Source organism: Pseudomonas sp. P39-UII1 (assembly GCF_039672635.1).
Taxonomy (GTDB): domain Bacteria; phylum Pseudomonadota; class Gammaproteobacteria; order Pseudomonadales; family Pseudomonadaceae; genus Aquipseudomonas.
The window spans coordinates 302,614-325,053 of record NZ_JBDFPP010000001.1 but is presented as its reverse complement, the minus strand read 5'-3'; the positions used below and the strand labels follow the sequence as shown (position 1 = coordinate 325,053).

Below are 22,440 nucleotides of genomic sequence, written 5' to 3'. Positions count from 1 at the left end.
CACTCTAGCCCGCGCCGGACAAGGCTTGCGCCCGGTTGACAGGGCAACGCCCGAAACTATTTACTTCGCGCCTTTCACGGATGATCACACGGCAATTGGATTGAGACGTTTACCGTGCATTTCAGGGAGATGCTGAGGTCAATGGATCGGCGCGACAGGGTCGCAGGCTATGCCGTATCTGGCGAACGGGAGTAACCCGTCATGTTCGAAGCAGCCAGGTTCGGCGACGAGATTTCACATACGGGCGCATTGGGCGGGTTCGTGCTGGGTGCTGCCTTAGGCATCGCGCTGGTGGCCACGGTGGCCATCGCCACATTCACTTGTGGCTTCGGCGTGGCGTTGCTGGCCGGCATCGCGGCAGGTGTCGGGAGCAGCCTGCTGACCGCTGCCGGCGAGGCGCTGGGCAGTCTGTTCAAGTCCCCCTCTGGGACGATAACGACGGCTTCACCCAACGTCTTCATCAACAACCGCAAGGCCGCGCGGGTTGAGAAGAGCATCGGCGCCTGCACCAAGCACCCCGGTCCGATGCAGATCGCCGAAGGCTCGACCAATGTTTTCATCAATGGCGTGGCGGCCGCGCGCAAGGGCGACAAGCTGACCTGCGGCGCGAGCATTTCCGGTGGTTCGAACAACGTCTTCATCGGCGGCGGCACGTACCGCTACCTGCCGGTGGATGACGAAATCCCACAATGGCTGCGCACCACCGTGGATGTACTGATGGCCGTCGCCGGTGCCGCCGGTGGTCTCGCCAGCGTGCTGAAGACCGGCACCCAGGCCGGCCTGAAGGCCGCCATGCCGTGCGCCATGAGATTCACGGCGGGCTTCGTGGCCGGCGAGGTGGCTGCTCGCTATGTGGTCGAGCCGGTGGCTCGCAGGGTATTGGGCGGTTTGGCAGGTAACCCAGTCGATCTGACCACAGGCCGCAAGTTGATCCCCGACGAAGTCGACTTCAGCCTGCCGGGCCTGATGCCGATCGAATGGTCACGCTTCTACGCCAGCGACCTCACCGTCGAAAGCGTGCTCGGCCGCGGCTGGGTACTGCCGTGGGAGCAAAGCCTGCGCCGCAGCGGCTACTTCGTCTACCTCACCGACAACCAGGGCCGCGAAGTTCCGTTCGTGGACATCCAGCCGGGTGAGCGCATCTACAACCCGCACGAGCAGGTGTACCTGGTGTGCACCGAAGGCGGCCACTACATCCTGCAGACGCTGGACAACCTGTTCTTCTACTTCGGCGAGGTGCCGGACACCAACACCGATGTCCCACTGCAGCGCATCGAAAACGCCCTAGGCCACTTCCTGCACTTCACCCGCACCGAACAAGGCACGCTGACCGACATCAGCGCTACCGGCGGCACACGCGTGCACCTGCACTACGACAACCCCCTGGGCCGGCTGACCGACATCAAGCGGGTGGTCGACAACCAGGGTGTCGAAACGCTGACCCAGTACCGTTACGACGAACACGGCCAGCTCAGTGCCGTGGTCAACCGCAACGGCGACACCGTGCGCAGCTTCAGCTATGCCGACGGCGTGATGGTGGCCCACAGCAACGCCATTGGCCTGGGCTGCCACTATCGCTGGCAAACCCTCGACGGCCAGCCGCGCGTGGTCGAACACTGGACCAGCGACGGCGAGCGCTTCCACTTCCGCTACGACTTCGCAGCGCGCACCAGCTGGGCCACCGACGTGCTGGGCCGTGAGCTGGAGATTGACTACAACGAAGACCACCGCGTTATCGCCAGCCGCGACTACGGCGGCGAACGCTACGCCATCGACCTGGACGATTACGGCAACATGGTCGGCCTGACCCTGCCGGACGGCAACCAGTTGCACTTCAAGTACGACGAGTTCGCCCGCCTGCTCGAAGAAACCGACCCGCTGAGCCGCACCATCGCCTACGAATACCACCACCTGACCACCCTGGTGACCCAGGTCACGTATCCCGACGGTAGCACCAGGCGAGCGCGTTACGACGCCCAGGGCAACCTGCTGGCCGAATTCGATGCACTCGGTCAGATGACCGAATACTTCCACGGCGAAGATGGCCTGCCGCACACCATCGTCGATGCCACCTACAGGTCCAAGTACCTGTGGTGGAACGCCCACGCCCAGGTCGAGCGGTATCAGGACTGTTCGGGCAAGAGCACCTACTACCGCTATGACGAGCGGCAGCACCTGGTGGCGGTGACCGATGCGCTGAACCAGACCACCACGCTTGAACGCAAGCCGAACGGTGAAGTGCTGCGCATCAGCCATCCGGACGGCACGGCGGAGGCTTTCACCTACAACGACGTTGGCCAGGTACTCAGCCACACCGACGGCAAAGGCCAGACCACCCGACTGTTGCGCACGGGCCATGGTTTGCCAAGCCTGCGCAGCGACCCGAAAGGCGGGATGGTGCGCTACGAGTACGACAAGGCGCTGCGCCTGACCGCACTCATCAACGAGAACAACGCCTCGTACCGCTTCGCCTACGATGCGTCGGACCGGCTGGTGGAAGAAGTGCGGGTGGATAACCTGACGCGCCGGTTTACCTACAACGACGGCGGCCATCTGACCCGGCTGGACGAAATCGGCTACGGCGAGCGTGGCGAACAACCGGAGCGCCATACGCTGTTTAAACGCGATCCGATTGGCCGCCTGGTCGCCAAGCTCAACCGCGATGCCCGCCAAGACTTCACCTATGATCAAGTCGACCGGTTGCTGAGCATCCAGCGCCAACCCACCGGCATTGGCAAGCAGCATGGTGTGACTGAGGAAACGCTGGAGTACGCCTATGACGTGTTGGGTCGCTTGACCCAAGAGACCTCAGCACAAGGGATGTTGGGCTACGACTATGACCCGCTCAGCAACTTGACCACATTGACTTTGCCGGACGGTCGCCAGGTCAACTATCTGTACTACGGTAGCGGCCACCTGCACCAGCTGAACCTGGATGGCCAGGTCATCAGCGACATGGAGCGTGATGACTTGCACCGCGAGGTGTATCGCACCCAGGGCAAACTCACCAGTTGCTTTGGTTACGACGCCATGGGGCGCAAAGCCTGGCAGTTTGCCTCGACCTTGCCGGCCGACAAGCTGTCGCAGGTGCACAATACCGGCATCAACACTTCACTGCTGGTGGAGCATGCCTACAACCCCATCCACCGCCGTTTCCAGTACGATCCGGCAGGTGAATTGGTGCGCACCCTCGATAAACTGCGTGGCGAAATCAAATACGAGTACGAAGCCAACGGCCAGTTGCGCAGCCGCGATACCGGTTCCCTCGTAGGTAGCGAAGAGTTCCGTTATGACCCGGCAGCCAACCGCTTGGACTTCAATGCGCGAAAACTGGAGAAGGTCAAGGACAACCGTATCAAGCGCTGGCGGGATCAGGAGTATCGCTATGACCCGTGGGGCAACCTGATCGAGAAGCGCTCAGGGCATAGCAAACTGCAGAGCTTTAGCTATGACTGTGAGAACCGGTTGGTTCGGGCGGAGACGCTGGTCAATGGCAAGCTGGAAAGCACCGGCGCGTATCGCTATGACAGTCTGGGTCGACGGGTAGCCAAGCAGTCGGAAATCAACGGCATCACCGAGCAGAAGCGCTTCCTCTGGCAAGGACTGAGGATGCTGCGTGAGGATACGCCTGGGCAGAACAGCTTGTACCTGTATGAGCCAGGCAGCTATGCACCGCTGGCACGCGTTGATCAGGCTGAAGGGGTCGAGCAGAAGGTCTACTACTTCCATACGGATCAGGTGGGTACGCCTGTGGATCTAACAAGTAGCGATGGTCGCGTCGTCTGGCAGGCTAGGTATCGATCGTGGGGTGTGGTAGATAACTATTCAACCAATGAGGTTGAGCAGAATTTACGATTTCAGGGTCAATATTTTGATCAGGAAACAGAGCTACATTACAATTTATTTAGGTACTACGATCCAGAGGCTGGAAGGTTTGTTACCCAGGATCCGTTGGGTGTCCTAGGGGGCGATAATCTTTACTTGTACGCACCTAATCCAATCTCTTGGGTTGATCCCGCTGGTTTGTCACCAGGTAAGCTACTAGCTGCCGCCATGGCTAAGGCTGGTAATACTGTGCCGCCGGGTTACGCTGCTCACCATTTGATCCCGACGAACGTGGTTAATAAATCTAATCTCATTCAGGAAGCTATGAATCGCGGCATTTATAATCCCAACGGCGCCAGTAATGGTTCTCCATTGCCGACTACCTCCGCTGAATCCTTAGCTTCAGGCAAGCCGCTACATAGCGGTGGCCATCTTGGCTCCTATTATGATGCCGCGCGAACACGACTGTTGGGGGCTGAGCAAAAGTTAGGAAGTTTGGCAACTGCATCTGACCAGCAATTACTCAAGAAAATTGCGGCTGTTGAAAGAAGTATGAGAATGAGTCTTGGATCAGATTCATTAAGGCTACAAAATACAGATCCTCGGCCCAAAGGCACTCGCTCGACATGCTAGGAGAAAACCGGTGAATTATTTTGTTATGTGCCACGAGGCCGTTGATGGGAGATATACTGATGGCGATGTATTATTCACGCCTCCGCTCGAGGATTACTATCAAGTTGGACGGTTCCTTCAAACTAAAGATTTGACTGTGGATTTGACTATGGATAAAAAAGTTCGTAGTTTGAAGTCTGACTTTTTTTTAACGGGTTGTGGCTCGTTTTTTGTGTCCGATCAATTAAAGGCAGTCTTCAGCAAGTTTGAGGTAGATTTAGAGTTTGTACCGGCGGTAGTTAAATATCACAGTGGAAAGCCTGTTGAGAAGAGATATTATCTAATTCATGCTAATTCGAAAGTGCCATGCTTTGATTATCGGGATTCAGAGTACGCTGGGAAGTCCTTGGTATTGAGTAAGATTCAGAGTGGCGAGCTAAGTCCTGACTATAATGTCCGGGGTATTACAAGGCTATGCATCAACGAGGTCAAGGCTAGATCCCTGGATTTTTTCTTCATCCAGGGTGCCATTTGGGTTGATCCTATCGTTTCGGAGAACTTGGTTCGTGAAGTTCAGGATAAAAAGCTTTGTGTGCGATTTCTTAAAGCTGGCTAATGTAATGGCCTAACGAATTGGCAGGCGCGCTACGACGACAAGGGCAACCTGCTGGCCGAGTTCGATGCGCTGGGCCAGATGACCGACTACCTCAACGGGGAAGATGGTGGAGCATGCGTACAACCCGATTCATCGGCGTTATCAGTACGACCCGGCAGGGGAATTGGTGCGTACGCTGGACAAGCTACGCGGGGAGATCAAATACGAGTACGAAGGCAACGCCAGTTGCGCAGCCGCGATACCGGTTCCCTCGTAGGTAGCGAAGAGTTCCGTTATGACCCGGCAGCCAACCGCTTGGACTTCAATGCGCGAAAACTGGAGAAGGTCAAGGACAACCGTATCAAGCGCTGGCGCGATCAGGAGTATCGCTATGACCCGTGGGGCAACCTGATCGAGAAGCGCTCAGGGCATAGCAAACTGCAGAGCTTTAGCTATGACTGCGAAAACCGGCTTGTGCGTGCCGAGACGCTGGTAAATGGGCAACTGCACAGCGTCGGGACTTATCGCTATGACAGTTTGGGGCGACGCATTGCCAAGAGCGCTGAAATCGTCGGCGAGACGGAGCTGAAGCACTTCCTCTGGCAAGGGCTGCGGATGTTGCGGGAAGAGACGCCGGGGCAGAGCATTCTGTATTTGTATGAGCCGGGTAGCTACGCACCGCTGGCGCGGGTGGATCAGGTGGAAGGGGAAGGGCAGAAGGTCTACTAATTCCATACCGATCAGCTTGGTACGCCGTTAGAACTGAGCAATAAGCGAGGGTGAGGTCGCTGCCATTAATCTCGGCCCCCTCGGGGGGGCCTGCTCTACTATCACCCGCTTTGGGCCACCTTAGTTAGCCCAAGGAAGCCCAAGCGGATTGCCGGACTTGGAAAGCGACGTCCAGTCGAAAGCGTTTTTCAGCCTCGGTTAGTTCGCCTTCCCTTTTATGCTCGAAGCCCACTGCTCACTGCGGCTATGCCCGCTGGTACGCAGCAGCCCCAGATCCAGTGCATTTTCCCCATCCGCCGCACCTTTGTTTTTGGCCACCTGGGCTATCGCGGTGCCCAGGTCTACCGGCGAATTGGAGGCATCGATCGACACATCCCGGCGGTAGTCATTGCCACTGAGTGAGGCTTGGGTTACCGCGTTGGCCTTAAGGGCGACGTCACCCTTCGCCGACTGCAACTTCGCAGCCACCAGGTGAGCATCACCACCGACCGTCAGGTCAATTCCGTCGCTGCCCTTGAGTACCGCCTGCTGGGCCACGCTGTTGCGCTGCTCATGCGATACATCCAGGCTGAAGGTTGGCGAGAAGCCGGGGTCTACCTTGCTTGCGGCCGAGCCGGCCTTGTCGCTTACCTTGCTGCCCAGCGGGGTGGTAACGGAGCTGGCCGCGTTGGCGTAGCCCTGCGGGTTCTTCTCCTGGCTCAGGCGTGCATCACCCTTGACGGTGAGGGTGTCCACCTTGTCCATGCGGCTGGCAATGTGCAGGTCGCCATCGATTGCGCCGCTGATTCGGCCGGCCTCCAGGCTGACGCCTTCGATGCGCATGTCACCGCGGCTTTGCAGGTCGATGTTTTCGGCGCGCAGGTTGCCGGCGTTCGAGGTGTGGTTGTCGCGCTTGTCCAGGTCGACCTGCGCACGGCCATGCAGCCCGCGGGTGTCGGTCGCGCCTTTGGACAGGTTGAAACCGGCACCGGCGGTGATGTCCAGGTTGTCGCGGCGCTCGAGGTTGGACGACGCCTCGACCAGCACGCCGCCATTGGCGGCCTGAATGTCGATTTGCTGCGCCGAAGCCTGCAGGCCTGCCAGGTGCACGGCGATCTCTTCGCGAGCACGGCTGCCGAGGGTCAGTTTGCCGGTGCTCTCGATGTGCGCGTCGACCGCCTGGCGGGCGTCTTCGTTCTGCTTGCCGTGGTTGAAGTGGCCACCAATGGCCCCGCCCTGGGTGTTGCCGGTCTTGACGGCCAGCTCCATGCCGCCACCGAGGCTTGCGCCATTGGCTTGCTGGGTATTGTTGGCCGCTTTGACCTGCAGCCCACCGCCACTTTCCACGACTGTATCGCCGACCTTCGCCTCGCGGCTGCCAATGCGGGTGCCTTCGAGCAGCAGATCACCCTCGCTGAGCAGGCGCACGCCACCCTCGGTATCGATCTGTGCCACGTGCGCCGTGGTCTGCATGGCCTGTTGCTGACGATGGTCGAGGTAGCCACGGCCATCGACGCCGGTGCTGCCAGGCCGGTTGCCAACCTTGGCCCAGGCGTTGCCGTCGAGCTGGCGCGATACCTGCTGAGCATGGTCGCTGGCCTGGGTCATCGACAGCGTGCCGGCGCTCTGGACGACCACGTCGCCGTCACCACCATCGATGTGCGTGCCCTCGTAGCGGCCATCGCTTCCCAGCTGCACCTGAATGCCCTGTTGCCCATACAGGCTGCCTGGCACGGCGGTGCTGGCGGTTTTCTGCGTGTCCAGCGAGCCGCCCTTGCCGGAAGCGCGGACGTTCAGATCCTGGCCGGTGCTGGTGTCCACGCGCAAGTCGCCACCGTAGGCAAGGCGCTGCAGGGTGGCGTCCTCGGTGTTCTCGGCGGCGCGCACATGATGTTGCTCGGCCTCGATCTTCAGCTCACCGGCATTGGCGCGCCAGGCTGTGCCGTGGTCATCGATGGTCTCGGCCTTTACCTCCACCGCAGCCCCGGCCAGCTCGCTTATCTGGGCAACGCCGCGGCGCTGGTTTTCCAGGCGCTTGAGGTGTTCGATGGTCATGTCGCCGCCAACGCTGGGCGCCACCATCGCATCTTCAGGGGACGCTTGCTGGAAGCGTGCGGCTTCCTCGCCCAGCACCAGGCGTTCGATCGGCCGGGTCAGGTCGCGATACTCCAGGCTGGCACCGACGCTGCCCGACCAGTCGTTGCGCTGCTCCTCACGTTCGTGGGTGTCCATCACGGCACGGTTTTCAATGTGTCTGGCGGTGACCTTGAGGGTATTGCCAGCCTTCACGCGTGCGGCTTCGGTGACCAGTTCGTCGGCGCGGATGTTCAGACCCCCGCTGGCCTGTAGCTCGCTGCGTTGCGCCTTGCTGTCGCGCTCGGTGACCGCCTCGACGTTGTGATGGCCTTCGAACAGGCTGCCCAGCCGATCGATGCCACCCGTGACGGTCAGGCCGCCGCCGCTGCGGGCAGTGCTGCTGGATGATTCGTTTTCGTTGCGGGTCGCGCCCAGGGTCACCTGCCTGGCCTGGACGTTCAAATCGCCCGCGGTGGCCTGGACGTTGGACCCGTTGACCTGCAGGTGGGCACCACTGTCCAGGCCAACGGTTGCGCCCATCAGCTCACTGGCCTGCTGGGTAACCTTGTGCTCTTTACCCGTGCTGGTGACAACGTCGTACGCCACGCCAGCGGCGTATTGCCGCGACTCGGGTTTGCCGTCCTCGGCTGCCTGGGTCTGCTTGGCGCTGGCCGTGAAATGACGCTGTTGGCTACGAGTTTCGCTGTCGATGACCGATTGCCCGCTGTCGATGGTCAGGTCACCCTTGGCCTCGACCTGCAGATGCGCACCCGCCTCGACTTTGGAACCGCGGATGCGCATTTCCTCGGCGCTGGCCAGGCGCAGGTTGCTGGACGAGCTCACGTCGCTGACCAGCACCTGCTGGGTGCGGTCCGTGCGCTCATGTTGGCTGCCGATCAGGCCAAACAGCTTGCTGTTGCTGTCCCGCTCGGTGGTGGTGGTGCTGCCGTAGTCCGCCTCGATCGCCAGCGCGCCTTTTTCGCTGTAGAGCACCGCGTCTTGCGTGCCGTGAACGGTACTGCCTTTGATGCTGACCTGGTCGGCGGTCATGTTGAGTAGGCCATCTGCCGTAACGCTGCTGCCGGCAAGGCTTTGGCCTTGAGTGTCGTTACCTTTGCGGTCACCGAAGAACGTGCCGGAGACCAGGTCGCCCCGGTAGTTGCGCCGGGTGCCCTGGGCCTGCAGCGCCGTGGTGCCTATTTCAATGTGTTCGGCGTTCATGTCCATGTCGCCTGTGCTGTGCAGCTTGCTGCCACTGACAGTGAGCGTGTCGTTGGCCTTGATCGTCATGCGCCCGGCATTGAGGTTGCTGCCTTTGGCCGTTTCGTTGTACTGCGTGGTGTCCGAGTCGCCGCGCCACAGGTCTTTGCGGTGGCGGACTGCTTCACTGCTGCGTTTGCTCTCGATGCCTGCGACGATGTCCAGGTTGGCGCCGCTGTCGACGGTCAGGTCGCCACCGGCATTCACGTCGGCCGCTACCAGGCGCATGTCCGCGCCGGACTGCAACAGGGTGCTGTCAGCGCTGTTCAGTTGTGTGCCGCGCAGATGGCTGTCGGTGGTGGTGCGCTCCCGGCTGTAGGTCTCGCGGGTGACGAACAGGAACTTTTTTTTCCAGTCCTCGCGCTCGTGCGCGATTTTTTCGCGGCTAGCGGCATCCAGAGTGAGCTTCTTGCCCGCCTTGATTTCGATGCGTTCGGCGCGACCGTCGACGGCCGTCAGCGTCAGGTCATCGGCGGCTGTCAGCAGCATGGTGCCGTGCTCGCTGATCAACTCGCCCGCCTGGTCGGCACTGCCACTGACCTCTAATGTACCGGCCGACTGAATGGTGATGCCTTGATCGGCTTTGACCTGCACCGGCCCCACCCGCACCCCGGCACCCTCGGCGGTGCTGACCACACGGATACGCCCCGCGCGCATGGCGCCGAACAGGTTGGCGTCGATGCTCGAAGGGGTACCGGGCAGATGCTCGATAACCTGCCCGTCGCTGTAGCCGATGCGGTTGCGGCCAACGGTGACGTTGAGGTCTTGCCCGGCCAGCAGCAAACCTTTGCTGTCGATTTTCGGCGCGATCAGTTCGAGCGCACCTTCGGCATTGCTCTGGCCCCTTTGGAGCACTTGCAAAGTGCCGCTGGCGTTCAAGGTGTTGAGGTTTTTCAATTGTTCCTCCTGCAGCTCCGGCGTGCCCACCAGGAACCCTGCGCGGGTGGTATTGATGAAGCTGCCACCGTTGAGGGTGATGCCGTTGGGGTTGGCCAGGATGTAGTCGGCGGGGCGGCCGAAGATCTCTTGCGGGCCTTCGATCAACGATGCGTTGCGGCTGACCACCTCGTTGAGAATGGTCGAGGCTGCCTGGCCCTGGAACTGCGGATTGGCAGCAAGCGCGCCGGCCAGTTGCGACTGGCCGGCTTGCACGGCGTTGTTCAGCACCACGCCGGCGCCGGCAACGTTGTAATCGAGATACTGGTTGTGCGACAGCCCGCTGGGGTTGGGGGCGACGATGTCGATGACCGGCACGCCGTGGCCGTTGTTGATGACGGGAGTACCCCCAGGGCCAGCGGCTGCTTCCAGGCCGCCCTGAGCCAGCGCGGTAGAGGGGCCGAGCAGGGCTAGGAAAATCTTCCAGCGCAAGGTATCGGGGCGGGTAGACGGTATCTGCGAGAGTGTCTGCATGTTCTCGTTCTCTTTGTTGTGGGTGAATCAGATGTTCAGGGCGCACTCCAGCACCCAGAAGCCGGGCTCAAGGCCAGAGCGGTGCAAGTCGTTGGTGTAGAGGGCGCGTTGGTAATCCAGGCGAAAGCGGCCATGGGGCAGGCTCAGTTCCACGCCTGCCGCTGCACCGGCAAGGCGCTGGCCAGGCTTGCCTTTCGCCACGCGAGCCGCGCCCAGGTCCACGCCCAGATAAGGGCGCACCTGCACGGGGGCGGCCCAGGCCATGGGGAGTGCCTGGCTGAAGGTATTGCGCCAGACGGCGGCGCTGGCCCCGGCGTAGGTGCGCTGGCGAAAACCGCGCACGGCCGAGTCATCGCTGGCCAGCAGTTGCTCGACGGCGGGCAGCACATCGCTGCTGTACTGCAGGGCAAGTTCACTCTGCCAACGCCAAGGCCAGTTCGCCGGCCCCTGGCGCAGATGCAGCACGCTGGCGCGGTACTTGCGAAAGTCGGGGCGCGGCGCATCCGCGCGCTGGGCTGGCTGATCGGCGCCGAACCAGCCCATGCCTTGGGCGACGCCCAGGTGCGCGCTCCACAGGCCGTCGTCCAGCCATAGCATATTGAGGCCAGCCTCGACGGTGGTCAGGTTATGGCTCTGTACGCCTATGACAGCTTTGCCGGCGCGGTTGACCAGTTGCTTGCGATCCACTCGGGCACTGGCGCTGAGCATGCCGCGCTGGTTGCGCCACAGCACCCGTTCGGCGCTGATGCCCTGGAAGCTGCTGCTGCCGTTGCTGCGTTGGCTGTATTGCGGGATCGGCGCGTCATAGCTCAACTGGCTGGCGTTGAGCGCGAACGTCCATGGCCCATAGGGCAGGCTGTAGTACAGCGTCACGCCCTGGCTGCGCCCGGGGGCATCGATGACGGTGGTTGCCAGCGATAGGCGCAGGTCATCGTTGAGGCCGAGCGGGCTGTCCACGCCGAGGCTGAGGTTCAACCTGTGCCGCCCGGTCAGGGCGCTGCCGCGGTTGTCGAAGCGGCTGTCCAGGTGCCAGCGTGAAGCCACCTGGCGAGATTGCACCAGCACCCGCGTGCCGCCTTGCATCTCGCCTGGCAACAGCTCGGCATTCAGCTCATAGGCGCGCAGCCGGTTGAGTTGGTCCAGCCCTTGCTCGAGGTCTGGCAGGTACAGGGGGTGGCCCAGCAGGTCGGGGAATGCACTGTGCAGGGACAGCGGCAGGTCGGCGCTGAGCTCGACCGACTCGACGAAGCCTTCGATGATGACGACATCCAGGGGCGCGTCATGCTGTGGTGGCTGGCGCAGGTAAGGGCGGCCGGTCGGGTAACCGGCTTGCACATAGCGCTGGGTAATGGCCTTGAGCAGGCGGTTGATGTCGTCGATGCCCATGCAGGGCTTGAGTGCAGGCAGAACGGCCGCTTCAAGGGCCTGCGCAGAGAGCCGCTGGTTGCCGGCCAGGGCCACCCCCGTGACGTTCCAGCAATGGCTGTCGCTGGGAACGCCCGGCGCCAGGTCATCGTTGCGCTGCAACGCCGGGCCTTGCTGCCAGCGCTGCAGCCGTAGCTGCTGCTCCAGCTGCCGCAATGTCTGCTGTTGGTCACGCAGTTGCTGGCTGGCAGGGTCTTCGGCCAGGGCCTGTGGCAGGCCCAGCATGGCGGGCACAAAGCAGGCAAGCAGCCTGCTGGCGATGCAGCGAAACCCGGACGGCATTGAATAACCCCGCAAATGGCGTACGGCATGCGTACTCGTTTGCGTGGATGCTAAGAATTTTGCCAGTCAGTCGGATGCAGTCTGCTGCCTACATGGCGGTAGGGCAAGTGTGCAAGGGCGGTGGGAAGGTTCCTACAGCCTCAATGGGCATGCAGGACTATCAAGGGCGAATCTCAATCAAGGTGCCGTCCCGCACCAGATCCCAGACCTCGCGCATGTCGGCGTTGCGCATGGCAATGCAGCCATCGGTCCAGTCGAGCGTATGGAAGTACCACTCCGGGTAATCGTCGTTCAGCGGCGTGCCGTGGATCATGATCATGCTGCCGGCACTGACGCCTTCACGGGTGGCGCGGGCGGCATCGCTGATGTTCGGGTAGGTGATGTGCATGGACAGGTTGAAGCGGTCGCTTTCCTTGCGCCAGTCCAGCCAGTACAGGCCCTCGGGGGTTTTCTTGTCGCCCTCGCGCTCCTTGGCGCCTTTGGGCTGTTTGCCCAACGAGATGCGGTAGGTTTTCAGCGGCTCACCGCGGCTGATCAGTTGCAGACGGCGCTCGGACTTGATCACCAGCACCTTGTCGATCAGCGGCTGCATGGCCGCCTGCGATTGCGATTGTAGCGGCACCGGTGGTTGCGGCTTGCGAATGATGGTTTCGGTGAAGGCCGCCTGGGACACCGAGGTAACGCAAAGGCAGAGGAGGGCGAACAACCAGCGCATGAAGCAGCACCTGCAAGCTTAAGTAGTGGGCGAAACGTTCATCGGGGGCAGGTACTCATGGCCTATGGGGTAGTGCTGCCCGATGCGGTCGCGATAATAGCATTCTAGTGTGCGCGTGACGGTGCGGAAAGCCAGCTCGTCCCACGGTATCTCGTGTTCTTCGAACAACCGCACTTCCAGGCTTTCGACACCGACATCGAAGGCCTTGTCGGCCAGTTCGGCGCGGAAGAACACATGTACCTGGTTGATGTGCGGCAGGTCGAACAGCTGATACAGGGCCATGGGGCCTACCCGGGCGCAGGCTTCTTCGACGGTTTCACGACGGGCGGCCTGGTCGATGGTTTCGCCGTTCTCCATGAACCCCGCAGGCAGGGTCCAGTAGCCGCGACGCGGCTCTATCGCACGCCGGCACAGCAGCACCTGGCTGCCCCAGGTCGGCAGCACACCGGCGACGATGTTAGGGTTCTGGTAGTGGATGGTCTGGCAATGCTCGCAGACATACCGCAGGCGGGTGTCGCCCTCGGGGATCCGCTGAATGACTGGCTGGCCGCACGCGCTGCAGAATTTCATGCTTTTCTTCCCTTGTGATCGGGCTATCTTGGCGCGCCACGTGGGGCTGCCGCAAGCGTACAGGGCTTGGGTGCTTCGCGGCTTTGGTGCATCATGCAGGGCAGGCCTTGGAAACGAGAGTGCGCAATGCTGGACGAGCTACTTCGCCGAATGAGCAACCACCAACCTGCTTCACTGGAAACCGACCGACGGTTCCCCGAGGCCGCGGTTCTTTTGCCCATTACCCGCAGCGAAGCGCCCGAGCTGGTTTTGACCCTGCGTGCCCAGGGCCTTTCGACCCACGGTGGCGAAGTTGCCTTCCCCGGCGGGCGGCGCGACCCGGAAGACCCTGACCTTGTATTCACCGCCCTGCGCGAAGCCGAAGAAGAAATCGGCCTGCCGCCGGGCCTGGTCGAAGTACTCGGCCCACTTAGCCCGCTGATTTCGCTGCATGGCCTGAAAGTGACGCCATTCGTCGGGGTTATTCCCGATTTCGTCGAATACCGCGCCAACGATGCGGAGATCGCGGCAGTATTCAGCGTGCCGCTGGAATTCTTCCGCCAGGACCCGCGTGACCATACCCACCGTATCGATTACCAGGGCCGCAGCTGGTATGTGCCCAGCTATCGCTATGGCGAATACAAGATCTGGGGGCTGTCGGCGATCATGATCGTCGAGCTGGTCAACCTGCTGTACGACGCCGGGATCAGCCTGCATCACCCCCCCGAACGCTACATCGAAATCTGAGCGGGGCCCACCCCGCCGCCGTTGCTACCCTGAGGAGCGAACATGAAATACCGCCTGGGCGACCTGCGGGTCGAAAGCCATCCCACCAGTTGGGCTGCACCCAACGCCATGCTGATTGGCAAAGTGCGCCTGCAGGCGCGTGCCAGCGTGTGGTTTGGCGCCGTGCTGCGCGGCGACAACGAGCTGATCGACATTGGCGAAGACAGCAACGTCCAGGACGGTACCGTGATGCACACCGACATGGGTTCACCGCTGACCCTGGGCAAGGGCGTGACCATCGGCCACAACGCCATGCTGCATGGCTGCACGGTTGGCGATTACAGCCTGGTCGGCATCAATGCGGTCATCCTCAATGGTGCGCGGATCGGCAAGCACTGCATCATCGGCGCCAATGCGCTGATCCCTGAAGGCAAGGAAATACCCGACGGTTCGCTGGTGATGGGCTCGCCCGGCAAGGTGGTGCGCGAGCTGACCGAGCAGCAGAAGCGCATGCTCGAAGCCAGCGCCGCGCACTATGTGCACAACGCCCAACGTTATGCCCGTGAGCTGGTGGTCGACGATGAGTGAGCTGAGCGCCGCCGAACGCCCGGTCGCCTCGCCGTGCGTGAGCATCTGCGCGCTGGACGAGCAGGATATCTGCACCGGGTGCCAGCGTACCGTGGCCGAAATCGGCCGTTGGGGGCGGATGGACAATACCGAGCGCCGGGCGGTGCTGAAGCTGTGCCATGAGCGCGCAGTGGCAGCCGGTTTGATCATGGGCCAGTGATTGCTGTATAGGCCCTGTCGCCGGCAAGCCGGCTCACACCTCGAACGCACCGGCTTCAAACCCTGTGCGATACCTGTGGGAGCCGGCTTGCCGGCGATGAGGCCGGTGGCCACAGCACACCTCAGAGCCTGGCTGGCTGCCATTGACCCGAAAATCAAGTAATCTGTGCGGCTTGCCCGACGGTCATTGCCCATGTTCTTTCTCATCGCTTACATCAGCAGCGTTGTACTGATCAACTTCGCCTTCTCCAGTGCCCCGCACCTGGACGTGATCTGGTCCGCCTGGGGCGGGCTGGTGTTCATCCTGCGCGACATGGTGCAGACCCGCTACGGCCATGGCGCGCTGATTGCGATGCTGATGGCCCTGGTGCTGTCCTACGTGACCTCGGAGCCGGCCATCGCCCTGGCCAGCGCCACCGCGTTCTTCATCTCCGAACTGATCGACTGGCTGGTCTTCAGCATCACCCGCCGGCCTCTGCGTGACCGCCTGTGGCTGAGCTCGGCGCTGAGCATCCCGGTGGATACGTTCATCTTCTTTGGCATGATCGGCGCGCTGACGCCGGCCGTGATCGGCACTGCGATGGCCTCGAAGTTCGCCGGTGTGACTGCGGTGTGGCTGGCCATGGCATTTCGCGCGCGGCGGGCTGCCGTCGCCGGCTGATGGTGTAGAATACGGGTCCTTTTTCAGCGGGCGGCGCTAAGCCTGGCGCGGCCCCGGACGCCTTCGAGGACCTGAAATGACCCGTATCGGAACCCCATTGTCGCCTACCGCGACCCGTGTACTGCTCTGCGGCTGTGGCGAGCTGGGCAAGGAAGTGGTGATCGAGCTGCAGCGCCTGGGCGTCGAAGTGATCGCCGTGGACCGCTACGCCAATGCCCCGGCCATGCAGGTTGCGCACCGCAGCCACGTGGTCAACATGCTCGATGGCGTCGCCCTGCGTGCGGTGATCGAAGCTGAAAAACCGCATTACATCGTCCCTGAAATCGAAGCCATCGCCACCGCCACCCTGGTCGAGCTGGAAAACGAAGGCTTCACCGTGGTGCCGACCGCCCGCGCCACCCAGCTGACCATGAACCGCGAAGGCATCCGCCGCCTGGCCGCCGAAGAGCTGGACCTGCCGACCTCGCCGTACCACTTTGCCGACACCTATGAAGACTACGCCAAGGCCGTGGCCGACGTTGGCTACCCGTGCGTGGTCAAGCCGGTGATGAGCTCGTCGGGCAAGGGCCAGAGCCTGCTGCGCAGCGATGCCGACCTGCAGAAGTCGTGGGACTACGCCCAAGAAGGCGGCCGTGCTGGCAAGGGCCGGGTAATCATCGAAGGCTTCATCGATTTCGACTACGAAATCACCCTGCTGACCGTGCGTCACGTCGGCGGCACCACTTTCCTGGAGCCTGTTGGCCACCGCCAGGAGAAGGGCGATTATCAGGAGTCCTGGCAGCCTCAGGCCATGAGCGCAAAAGCGTTGGCCGAATCGCAGCGCGTGGCCAAGGCTGTCACCGATGCGCTGGGTGGGCGTGGCCTGTTCGGCGTCGAGTTGTTCGTCAAGGGCGATCAGGTGTGGTTCAGCGAAGTCTCGCCGCGCCCACACGACACTGGCCTGGTTACGCTCATTTCCCAGGACCTGTCGCAGTTCGCCTTGCATGCCCGCGCCATTCTCGGCCTGCCGATTCCGGTGGTGCGCCAGTTCGGCCCGTCGGCCTCGGCAGTGATCCTGCCTGAAGGCCAGTCGCAGCAGGCCAGCTTCGCCAACCTCGGCGCGGCCTTGAGCGAGCCGGACACCGCGATCCGCCTGTTCGGCAAGCCGGAAATCAACGGCCAGCGCCGCATGGGCGTGTGCCTGGCTCGTGACGAGTCGATCGAAGCGGCGCGGGCCAAGGCGACCCGTGCAGCGCAGGCGGTCAAGGTCGAGTTCTGATCTGAGATTGCCGGGGCCGCTTTGCGGCCCTTTCGCCGGCAAGCCGGCTCCCACAGGTATGGCGTCAACTGCTGGCATCAAGCGTTGCGCAGGATCCCGCGGGAGCCGGCTTGCCGGCGAAAGGGCTGCAAAGCAGCCCCGATCACTCACAGTTCGGTATGGCGAGTCTCTTTAAGGCACAGCACCGCAATCAAGCTGATCACCGCTGCCACCGACACATACCCTCCCACCCAGCTCAACCCGCCCATGCTCACCAGCTTTTGAGCAAAGAACGGCGCCGCCGAAGCCCCCACGATGCCACCCAGGTTATAGGCCGCAGACGCGCCGGTGTAGCGCACGTGGGTGGGGAACAGTTCGGGCAGCAAAGCGCCCATCGGGGCGAAAGTTACCCCCATCAGGAACAGCTCGATGGCCAGGAACAGCGCCACGCCCGTGGTCGAGCCCGAGGTCAGCAGCGGCTCCATGGTAAAGCCCGAAGCCACCGCCAGCAGGCCGCCGACGATCAGCACCGGTTTGCGCCCGTAACGGTCGCTGAGCCAGGCTGACAGCGGGGTGGCCAGGGCCATGAAGACCACGGCAAAGCACAGCAGGCCGAGGAACGTCTCGCGGGTGTAGCCCAGGGTCGTGACCCCGTAGCTCAGCGAGAATACCGTCGAGATGTAGAAGAGCGCATAGCACACCACCATCGCTGCGGCGCCCAGCAGGGTCGGCAGCCAGTACTTGCTGAACAGGTCGACCACCGGCATTTTCACCCGCTCATGGCGGGCGACGGCCTTGGCGAACACCGGGCTTTCTTCCAGCTTCAGGCGCACATACAGGCCCACCAGCACCAGCGCGGCGCTGAGCAGGAACGGAATACGCCAGCCCCACTCACGGAACTGCTCGTCGCTGAGCGTCAGGGCCAGCGTCAGGAACAGGCCATTGGCGGCCAGGAAGCCGATCGAAGGGCCAAGTTGCGGGAACATGCCGAACCAGGCGCGCTTGCCGGCTGGCGCGTTTTCGGTAGCCAGCAACGCAGCGCCACCCCATTCACCGCCCAGGCCCAGGCCTTGGCCAAAGCGCAGCAGGCAGAGAATGATCGGTGCCCACACGCCAATGCTGTCGTAGCCCGGCAGCACGCCGATCAGCGTGGTGGACACGCCCATCAGCAGCAATGAGGCAACCAGGGTGGACTTGCGGCCGATGCGGTCGCCAAAGTGGCCGAACAACGCCGAGCCCAGCGGGCGGGCGAGGAAGGCGATACCGAAGGTAAGGAACGCCGCGAGCATTTGCGCGGTACCCGACCCGGACGGGAAGAATACCGGGCCGATCACCAGCGCGGCAGCAGTGGCGTAAACGTAGAAATCGTAGAACTCGATGGCAGTGCCGATAAAGCTGGCGGTGGCCACCCGTGCAGGCGAGTTGACCGGCGCGGCAGGCGCTTCGGCATAGGTGCTGGTGGTCATTGAGTAGGTCCCTGACAGTCTTGTCGTGCTCCGTGGCTTGATCCACACAGCAGCGCGCTGAACAGGCCAGGCACGGTTGCGCAGACGCCGGAGCGTATTGTTCTTTGCTCGCCCGACTGACGATAGCCCAAGGGGGATAGGGGCGGGAGCAGGCACTGTTCGGGGTGTTGAAGCAGGACTGCAGGGCGTGTCAGTGGAGCGGACTGGCCGTGGGGCGCCGGGTGCGGGTAGCAGGCGGGACGGCGGGGCTGGGTAAGCGTGACCCGAGTATAGCTAGCGGGTCACGGTCCACACCAGTACCTTGCTGGCGCAATTGTCCTCTGTTTCGAGGATTTCCAGGCGATAGCGGCCGATCTTCAGGCAAACGGCGCTTTCCGGGATGCTCTCCAGTGCTTCAGTGACCAGCCCGTTGAGGGTTTTCGGGCCGCCGTCGCAGGGCAGGTGCCAGCCCAGGGTGCGGTTGATCTCTCGCAGCGAGGCGGTGCCTTCGATGACGTACGTGCCATCGGGTTGCGGGTGCACGTGCGGGTTGTCCAGGCTGTGTTCTTCCTCGAACTCACCGACGATCTCTTCGAGGATGTCTTCCAGCGTGACGATGCCCTGCACCTCGCCGTATTCGTCCACCACCACGCCCAACCGGCGCTGCTGCTTGTGAAAATTCAGCAGCTGCAGTTGCAGTGGCGTGCTTTCCGGAACGAAGTAGGGCTCGTAGCACGCGCCGTGAAGCTTCTCAAGGGTCAGCTCGGCCTTTGGCAGCAGGTGGCTGATCAGCTTGGTATTGAGGATCGCTTCGACCTGGTTGATGTCGTTGTGGTAGACCGGCAAGCGCGTGTGGCGGCTGACGATGAGTTGCTCGATGATGCGTTCGATCGGCTCGTCGAGGTTGATGCCATCGACTTCGTTGCGCGGCACCAGGATGTCGTTGACGGTGATCTTGTCCAGCGACTGCAGGCCGTCGAGCAGGCCGTGGCGCGGCATGTCGTGGTCTTCATCTTCGGTGAAATCATCATCAGCCTGCGGGTGCAGGGCCACCGCTGTGGGCTGTGCACGGAATGGCCGCAGGATCAGCTTGGCGATGCCATCCAGCAGGCAGGCCACCGGCTGCAGGAGGGCGAGGGGCAGCTTCAACAGGCTGGCGCCCAGGCTGATGAAGGCCAAAGGGTTGCGCCGGGCCAGGCGCCTTGGCAGGTATTCGGCAAACACCAGCAAGGCCAGGGTGGCCGCCAGGCCGGCCAGCCAGAAGCCATGCTCGCCGCTGTAACGCTGGCCGATCAGGCAGGCCAGGCCCAGCACCAGCAGCTTGCCCAGGCTGGCGCACAGCACCAGGGCCTGGCCAGGCAGTGGCGGCAGAGGGTCTTCGCCACTGCGCAGCGAGCCATTGAGCTGCAGGCGGGCGGCATCCACTGCCGAAAACAGCGCCGACCACAGCAGCGCCAGTGCCAGAGTGCCGAGTAGCGGAGCGTACGGCAGGGTGTCCATGGGCGACCGTCAGATATGCAAGATGAATTCGCGAACCAGCTTGCTGCCGAAATAGGCCAGCATCAGCAGGCAGAAACCGGCCAGCGTCCAGCGGATTGCCTTGTGGCCACGCCAGCCCAGGCGGGTGCGGCCCCACAGCAGTACGCTGAAGACCACCCAGGCGACACAGGCCAGCAAGGTTTTGTGCACCAGGTGCTGGGCGAACAGGTTGTCGAGGAACAGCCAACCGGAGATCAGCGACAGCGACAACAGGCACCAGCCGGCCCAGAGGAAGCCGAACAGCAGGCTCTCCATGGTTTGCAGCGGCGGGAAGTTGCGGATCAGGCCGGACGGGTGTTTGTTCTTCAACTGACGGTCCTGCAGCAGCAGCAGCAGCGACTGGAACACCGCGATGGTGAACAGGCCGTAGGCCAGGATCGACAGCAGGATATGCGCGAGAATCCCCGGTTGCTCATTGATCAGCGGTACCGTGCCTGGCGGGGCGAATTGTGCCAGCAGGGCGGTTACCGCGCCGAGCGGGAACAGCAGCACCAGCAGGTTTTCCACCGGTATGCGCAGGCACGCGAGCAGGGTCAGGGTAATGACCGCCACGGCAATCAGGCTGGCGGCGCTGAAAAAGTCGAGGCTCAAGCCCAGCGGGGTAATCAGCTGAAAGAACAGCGCGCCGCCCTGGGCGACCACGGCCAGGGCGCCAAGCAGGCCGAGCAGCCGCTTGTCGGCTTTGCTCGATTGGGCCAGGCGCGAGCCCTGATAAACGGTCGCTGCTATATAAAGGCCGGCGGCGATCAGGTTGGGGATGAGGCTGGGTGAGGAGAACATAAGTCCTGGTGGGCGAGCCTTAAAGACACGGAGTTTGGCATAGATCGCGCTGTGCAAGGAAGACTGCACATTGCCGCTGGGAAGCCGAGGTGTGCGCAGCGCCCGCTCTTCGCTATAATCGCCGGCTTGCTGTGCCCAGCGCGTGTGCATTTTCACCTGGGCGCCTGACAAACCTCGGCTTTTACTGGGCCTGAAAGGATCACCATGTTCGAAAACCTGACCGACCGCCTGTCACAGACGCTGCGCCATGTCACCGGCAAGGCCAAGCTGACCGAAGACAACATCAAGGACACGTTGCGCGAAGTGCGTATGGCCCTGCTCGAGGCCGACGTTGCCCTGCCGGTGGTGAAGGATTTCGTCAACAGTGTCAAGGAACGTGCGGTCGGCACCGAGGTGTCGCGCAGCCTGACCCCGGGCCAGGCGTTCGTGAAGATCGTTCAGGCCGAGCTGGAAAGCCTGATGGGCGCGGCCAACGAAGACCTCGCGCTCAATGCCGCTCCGCCCGCCGTGGTGCTGATGGCCGGCCTGCAGGGCGCGGGCAAGACCACCACCGCCGGCAAGCTGGCGCGCTTCCTTAAAGAGCGCAAGAAGAAAAGCGTGATGGTGGTGTCGGCCGACGTCTACCGCCCAGCAGCGATCAAGCAGCTGGAAACCCTGGCCAACGACATCGGCGTGACCTTCTTCCCGTCCGACATCAGCCAGAAACCCGTGGCCATTGCCGAAGCGGCGATCCGCGAAGCCAAGCTCAAGTTCATCGACGTGGTCATCGTCGACACCGCCGGCCGTCTGCACATCGACGCCGACATGATGGACGAGATCAAGGCGCTGCATGCCGCGGTCAAGCCGATCGAAACCCTGTTCGTGGTCGACGCCATGACCGGCCAGGACGCCGCCAACACCGCCAAGGCCTTTGGTGAAGCCCTGCCGCTGACCGGTGTGGTGCTGACCAAGGTCGACGGTGATGCCCGTGGCGGTGCCGCGCTGTCGGTACGTGCCATCACCGGCAAGCCGATCAAGTTCATCGGTATGGGAGAGAAGACCGAGGCCCTCGAGCCATTCCACCCCGACCGTGTTGCCTCGCGCATCCTCGGCATGGGTGACGTGCTCAGCCTGATCGAGCAGGCCGAGCAGACCATCGACAAGGCCAAGGCCGACAAGCTGGCGAAAAAGCTCAAGAAGGGCAAAGGCTTCGACCTCGAAGACTTCCGCGACCAGTTGCAACAGATGAAGAACATGGGCGGCCTGGGCGGCCTGATGGACAAGCTGCCGAGCATCGGTGGGGTCAACCTGTCGCAGATGGGCAATGCCCAGGGCGCGGCGGAGAAGCAGTTCAAGCAGATGGAAGCGATCATCAACTCGATGACCCCGGCCGAGCGTCGCGACCCTGACCTGATCAGCGGTTCACGCAAGCGCCGTATCGCCCTCGGCTCTGGTACCCAGGTGCAGGACATCGGCCGGCTGATCAAGCAGCACAAGCAAATGCAGAAGATGATGAAGAAATTCTCTGCCAAAGGCGGCATGGCCAAGATGATGCGCGGCCTGGGCGGCATGATGCCTGGCGGCGGCATGCCCAAGCTGTAAAACCGATTCAGGCCAGTGGCGGCAACCCCGCCGCTGGCCGGAACCCGCTTCGGCGGGAACACTGCCGCCTCCATTAACAGGCGGCTTAATAGCAGATCAGCAGGCTGGCCTTTTTATTTGAAGTAAAAAGGCATTTGCAAATGTCCGGATATTCCTTGAGAATGTGCGGCCTTTCGGGCACCCGTGTGCCCGCTGTGCATCATGATTTGCAGCACCGACTACAGGAAC

The 22,440-nt window shown here is 62.4% G+C and carries 15 protein-coding genes and 1 pseudogene; 9 read left to right on the top strand and 7 right to left on the bottom strand.

Annotated elements, in window-relative coordinates; all coding sequences use genetic code 11:
- Positions 1-201 precede the first annotated feature (201 nt).
- From ABEH27_RS01575 to ABEH27_RS01565, 3 genes and pseudogenes are all read left to right on the top strand, one after another.
- Positions 202-4,458 carry an RHS repeat-associated core domain-containing protein gene (locus tag ABEH27_RS01575; protein WP_346611873.1) on the top strand — a complete coding sequence of 1,419 codons (4,257 nt, stop codon included), beginning with the start codon at positions 202-204 and terminating at the stop codon, positions 4,456-4,458.
- 10 nt (positions 4,459-4,468) lie between these two features.
- Entirely contained in the window at positions 4,469-5,053 is a 585-nt protein-coding gene (locus ABEH27_RS01570) for a DUF1629 domain-containing protein (protein WP_346611872.1), read from the top strand.
- Between the two features lie 103 nt (positions 5,054-5,156).
- Positions 5,157-5,758 (top strand): annotated as a pseudogene (locus ABEH27_RS01565) (type IV secretion protein Rhs); the annotation flags it as partial.
- 201 nt (positions 5,759-5,959) lie between these two features.
- Here ABEH27_RS01565 and ABEH27_RS01560 read toward each other — a convergent pair.
- From ABEH27_RS01560 to ABEH27_RS01545, 4 genes are all read right to left on the bottom strand, one after another.
- On the bottom strand, positions 5,960-10,486 hold the full coding sequence (locus ABEH27_RS01560) for a hemagglutinin repeat-containing protein (RefSeq protein WP_346611871.1): 4,527 nt from the start codon (positions 10,484-10,486) through the stop codon (positions 5,960-5,962).
- A 27-nt stretch (positions 10,487-10,513) separates the two neighbouring features.
- On the bottom strand, positions 10,514-12,193 hold the full coding sequence (locus tag ABEH27_RS01555) for a ShlB/FhaC/HecB family hemolysin secretion/activation protein (protein WP_346611870.1): 1,680 nt from the start codon (positions 12,191-12,193) through the stop codon (positions 10,514-10,516).
- A 160-nt stretch (positions 12,194-12,353) separates the two neighbouring features.
- The gene (locus tag ABEH27_RS01550; protein WP_346611869.1) at positions 12,354-12,908 is read right to left on the bottom strand and encodes a L,D-transpeptidase family protein; all 555 of its coding nucleotides are present in this window, start codon (positions 12,906-12,908) and stop codon (positions 12,354-12,356) included.
- Between the two features lie 18 nt (positions 12,909-12,926).
- A complete protein-coding gene (locus ABEH27_RS01545; RefSeq protein ID WP_346611868.1) occupies positions 12,927-13,478 on the bottom strand; it encodes an NUDIX hydrolase in 552 nt (183 codons plus the stop codon).
- Between the two features lie 126 nt (positions 13,479-13,604).
- Between ABEH27_RS01545 and ABEH27_RS01540 the strand changes: the two genes are divergently transcribed.
- The 5 genes from ABEH27_RS01540 to purT all read left to right on the top strand — a co-directional run bounded on the left by ABEH27_RS01540 (position 13,605) and on the right by purT (position 16,888).
- Positions 13,605-14,204, top strand: a complete 600-nt coding sequence (locus ABEH27_RS01540) for a CoA pyrophosphatase (RefSeq protein WP_346611867.1) — start codon at positions 13,605-13,607, stop codon at positions 14,202-14,204.
- Between the two features lie 42 nt (positions 14,205-14,246).
- Positions 14,247-14,771 carry a gamma carbonic anhydrase family protein gene (locus ABEH27_RS01535; protein WP_346611866.1) on the top strand — a complete coding sequence of 175 codons (525 nt, stop codon included), beginning with the start codon at positions 14,247-14,249 and terminating at the stop codon, positions 14,769-14,771.
- Positions 14,764-14,970 carry a DUF1289 domain-containing protein gene (locus ABEH27_RS01530; RefSeq protein WP_346611865.1) on the top strand — a complete coding sequence of 69 codons (207 nt, stop codon included), beginning with the start codon at positions 14,764-14,766 and terminating at the stop codon, positions 14,968-14,970. Before ABEH27_RS01535 ends, ABEH27_RS01530 begins: the two co-directional genes overlap by 8 nt.
- Positions 14,971-15,162: 192 nt before the next feature.
- The gene (locus ABEH27_RS01525; RefSeq protein ID WP_346611864.1) at positions 15,163-15,630 is read left to right on the top strand and encodes a preQ0 transporter; all 468 of its coding nucleotides are present in this window, start codon (positions 15,163-15,165) and stop codon (positions 15,628-15,630) included.
- Between the two features lie 76 nt (positions 15,631-15,706).
- Positions 15,707-16,888: a formate-dependent phosphoribosylglycinamide formyltransferase gene (purT, locus tag ABEH27_RS01520; protein WP_346611863.1), complete on the top strand. Its 1,182-nt coding sequence runs from the start codon at positions 15,707-15,709 to the stop codon at positions 16,886-16,888.
- A gap of 146 nt (positions 16,889-17,034) precedes the next feature.
- Here purT and ABEH27_RS01515 read toward each other — a convergent pair whose 3' ends face one another.
- The 3 genes from ABEH27_RS01515 to ABEH27_RS01505 all read right to left on the bottom strand — a co-directional run bounded on the left by ABEH27_RS01515 (position 17,035) and on the right by ABEH27_RS01505 (position 20,631).
- Positions 17,035-18,333, bottom strand: coding sequence for an MFS transporter (locus ABEH27_RS01515; RefSeq protein ID WP_346611862.1), 1,299 nt, complete (start codon positions 18,331-18,333; stop codon positions 17,035-17,037).
- Positions 18,334-18,606: 273 nt separating this feature from the next.
- Complete coding sequence (locus ABEH27_RS01510; protein WP_346611861.1) at positions 18,607-19,812, bottom strand: transporter associated domain-containing protein; 1,206 nt, start codon at positions 19,810-19,812, stop codon at positions 18,607-18,609.
- Positions 19,813-19,821: 9 nt separating this feature from the next.
- Positions 19,822-20,631: an inner membrane protein YpjD gene (locus ABEH27_RS01505; RefSeq protein ID WP_346611860.1), complete on the bottom strand. Its 810-nt coding sequence runs from the start codon at positions 20,629-20,631 to the stop codon at positions 19,822-19,824.
- Positions 20,632-20,835: 204 nt separating this feature from the next.
- Here ABEH27_RS01505 and ffh point away from each other — a divergent pair, with 204 nt between their 5' ends.
- A complete protein-coding gene (gene ffh, locus ABEH27_RS01500; RefSeq protein ID WP_172286731.1) occupies positions 20,836-22,212 on the top strand; it encodes a signal recognition particle protein in 1,377 nt (458 codons plus the stop codon).
- Positions 22,213-22,440: the final 228 nt, after the last annotated feature.

What these genes read in the sequence shown, in the direction of transcription:
- ABEH27_RS01545 (WP_346611868.1), bottom strand. Translation starts at nt 13,478, where the DNA reads ATGAAATTCTGCAGCGCGTGCGGCCAGCCAGTCATTCAGCGGATCCCC.
- ABEH27_RS01530 (WP_346611865.1), top strand. Translation starts at nt 14,764, where the DNA reads ATGAGTGAGCTGAGCGCCGCCGAACGCCCGGTCGCCTCGCCGTGCGTG.
- ABEH27_RS01515 (WP_346611862.1), bottom strand. Translation starts at nt 18,333, where the DNA reads ATGACCACCAGCACCTATGCCGAAGCGCCTGCCGCGCCGGTCAACTCG.
- ABEH27_RS01555 (WP_346611870.1), bottom strand. Translation starts at nt 12,193, where the DNA reads ATGCCGTCCGGGTTTCGCTGCATCGCCAGCAGGCTGCTTGCCTGCTTT.
- ABEH27_RS01505 (WP_346611860.1), bottom strand. Translation starts at nt 20,631, where the DNA reads ATGTTCTCCTCACCCAGCCTCATCCCCAACCTGATCGCCGCCGGCCTT.
- ffh (WP_172286731.1), top strand. Translation starts at nt 20,836, where the DNA reads ATGTTCGAAAACCTGACCGACCGCCTGTCACAGACGCTGCGCCATGTC.
- ABEH27_RS01525 (WP_346611864.1), top strand. Translation starts at nt 15,163, where the DNA reads ATGTTCTTTCTCATCGCTTACATCAGCAGCGTTGTACTGATCAACTTC.
- ABEH27_RS01560 (WP_346611871.1), bottom strand. Translation starts at nt 10,486, where the DNA reads ATGCAGACACTCTCGCAGATACCGTCTACCCGCCCCGATACCTTGCGC.
- ABEH27_RS01575 (WP_346611873.1), top strand. Translation starts at nt 202, where the DNA reads ATGTTCGAAGCAGCCAGGTTCGGCGACGAGATTTCACATACGGGCGCA.
- ABEH27_RS01510 (WP_346611861.1), bottom strand. Translation starts at nt 19,812, where the DNA reads ATGGACACCCTGCCGTACGCTCCGCTACTCGGCACTCTGGCACTGGCG.
- purT (WP_346611863.1), top strand. Translation starts at nt 15,707, where the DNA reads ATGACCCGTATCGGAACCCCATTGTCGCCTACCGCGACCCGTGTACTG.
- ABEH27_RS01550 (WP_346611869.1), bottom strand. Translation starts at nt 12,908, where the DNA reads ATGCGCTGGTTGTTCGCCCTCCTCTGCCTTTGCGTTACCTCGGTGTCC.
- ABEH27_RS01540 (WP_346611867.1), top strand. Translation starts at nt 13,605, where the DNA reads ATGCTGGACGAGCTACTTCGCCGAATGAGCAACCACCAACCTGCTTCA.
- ABEH27_RS01535 (WP_346611866.1), top strand. Translation starts at nt 14,247, where the DNA reads ATGAAATACCGCCTGGGCGACCTGCGGGTCGAAAGCCATCCCACCAGT.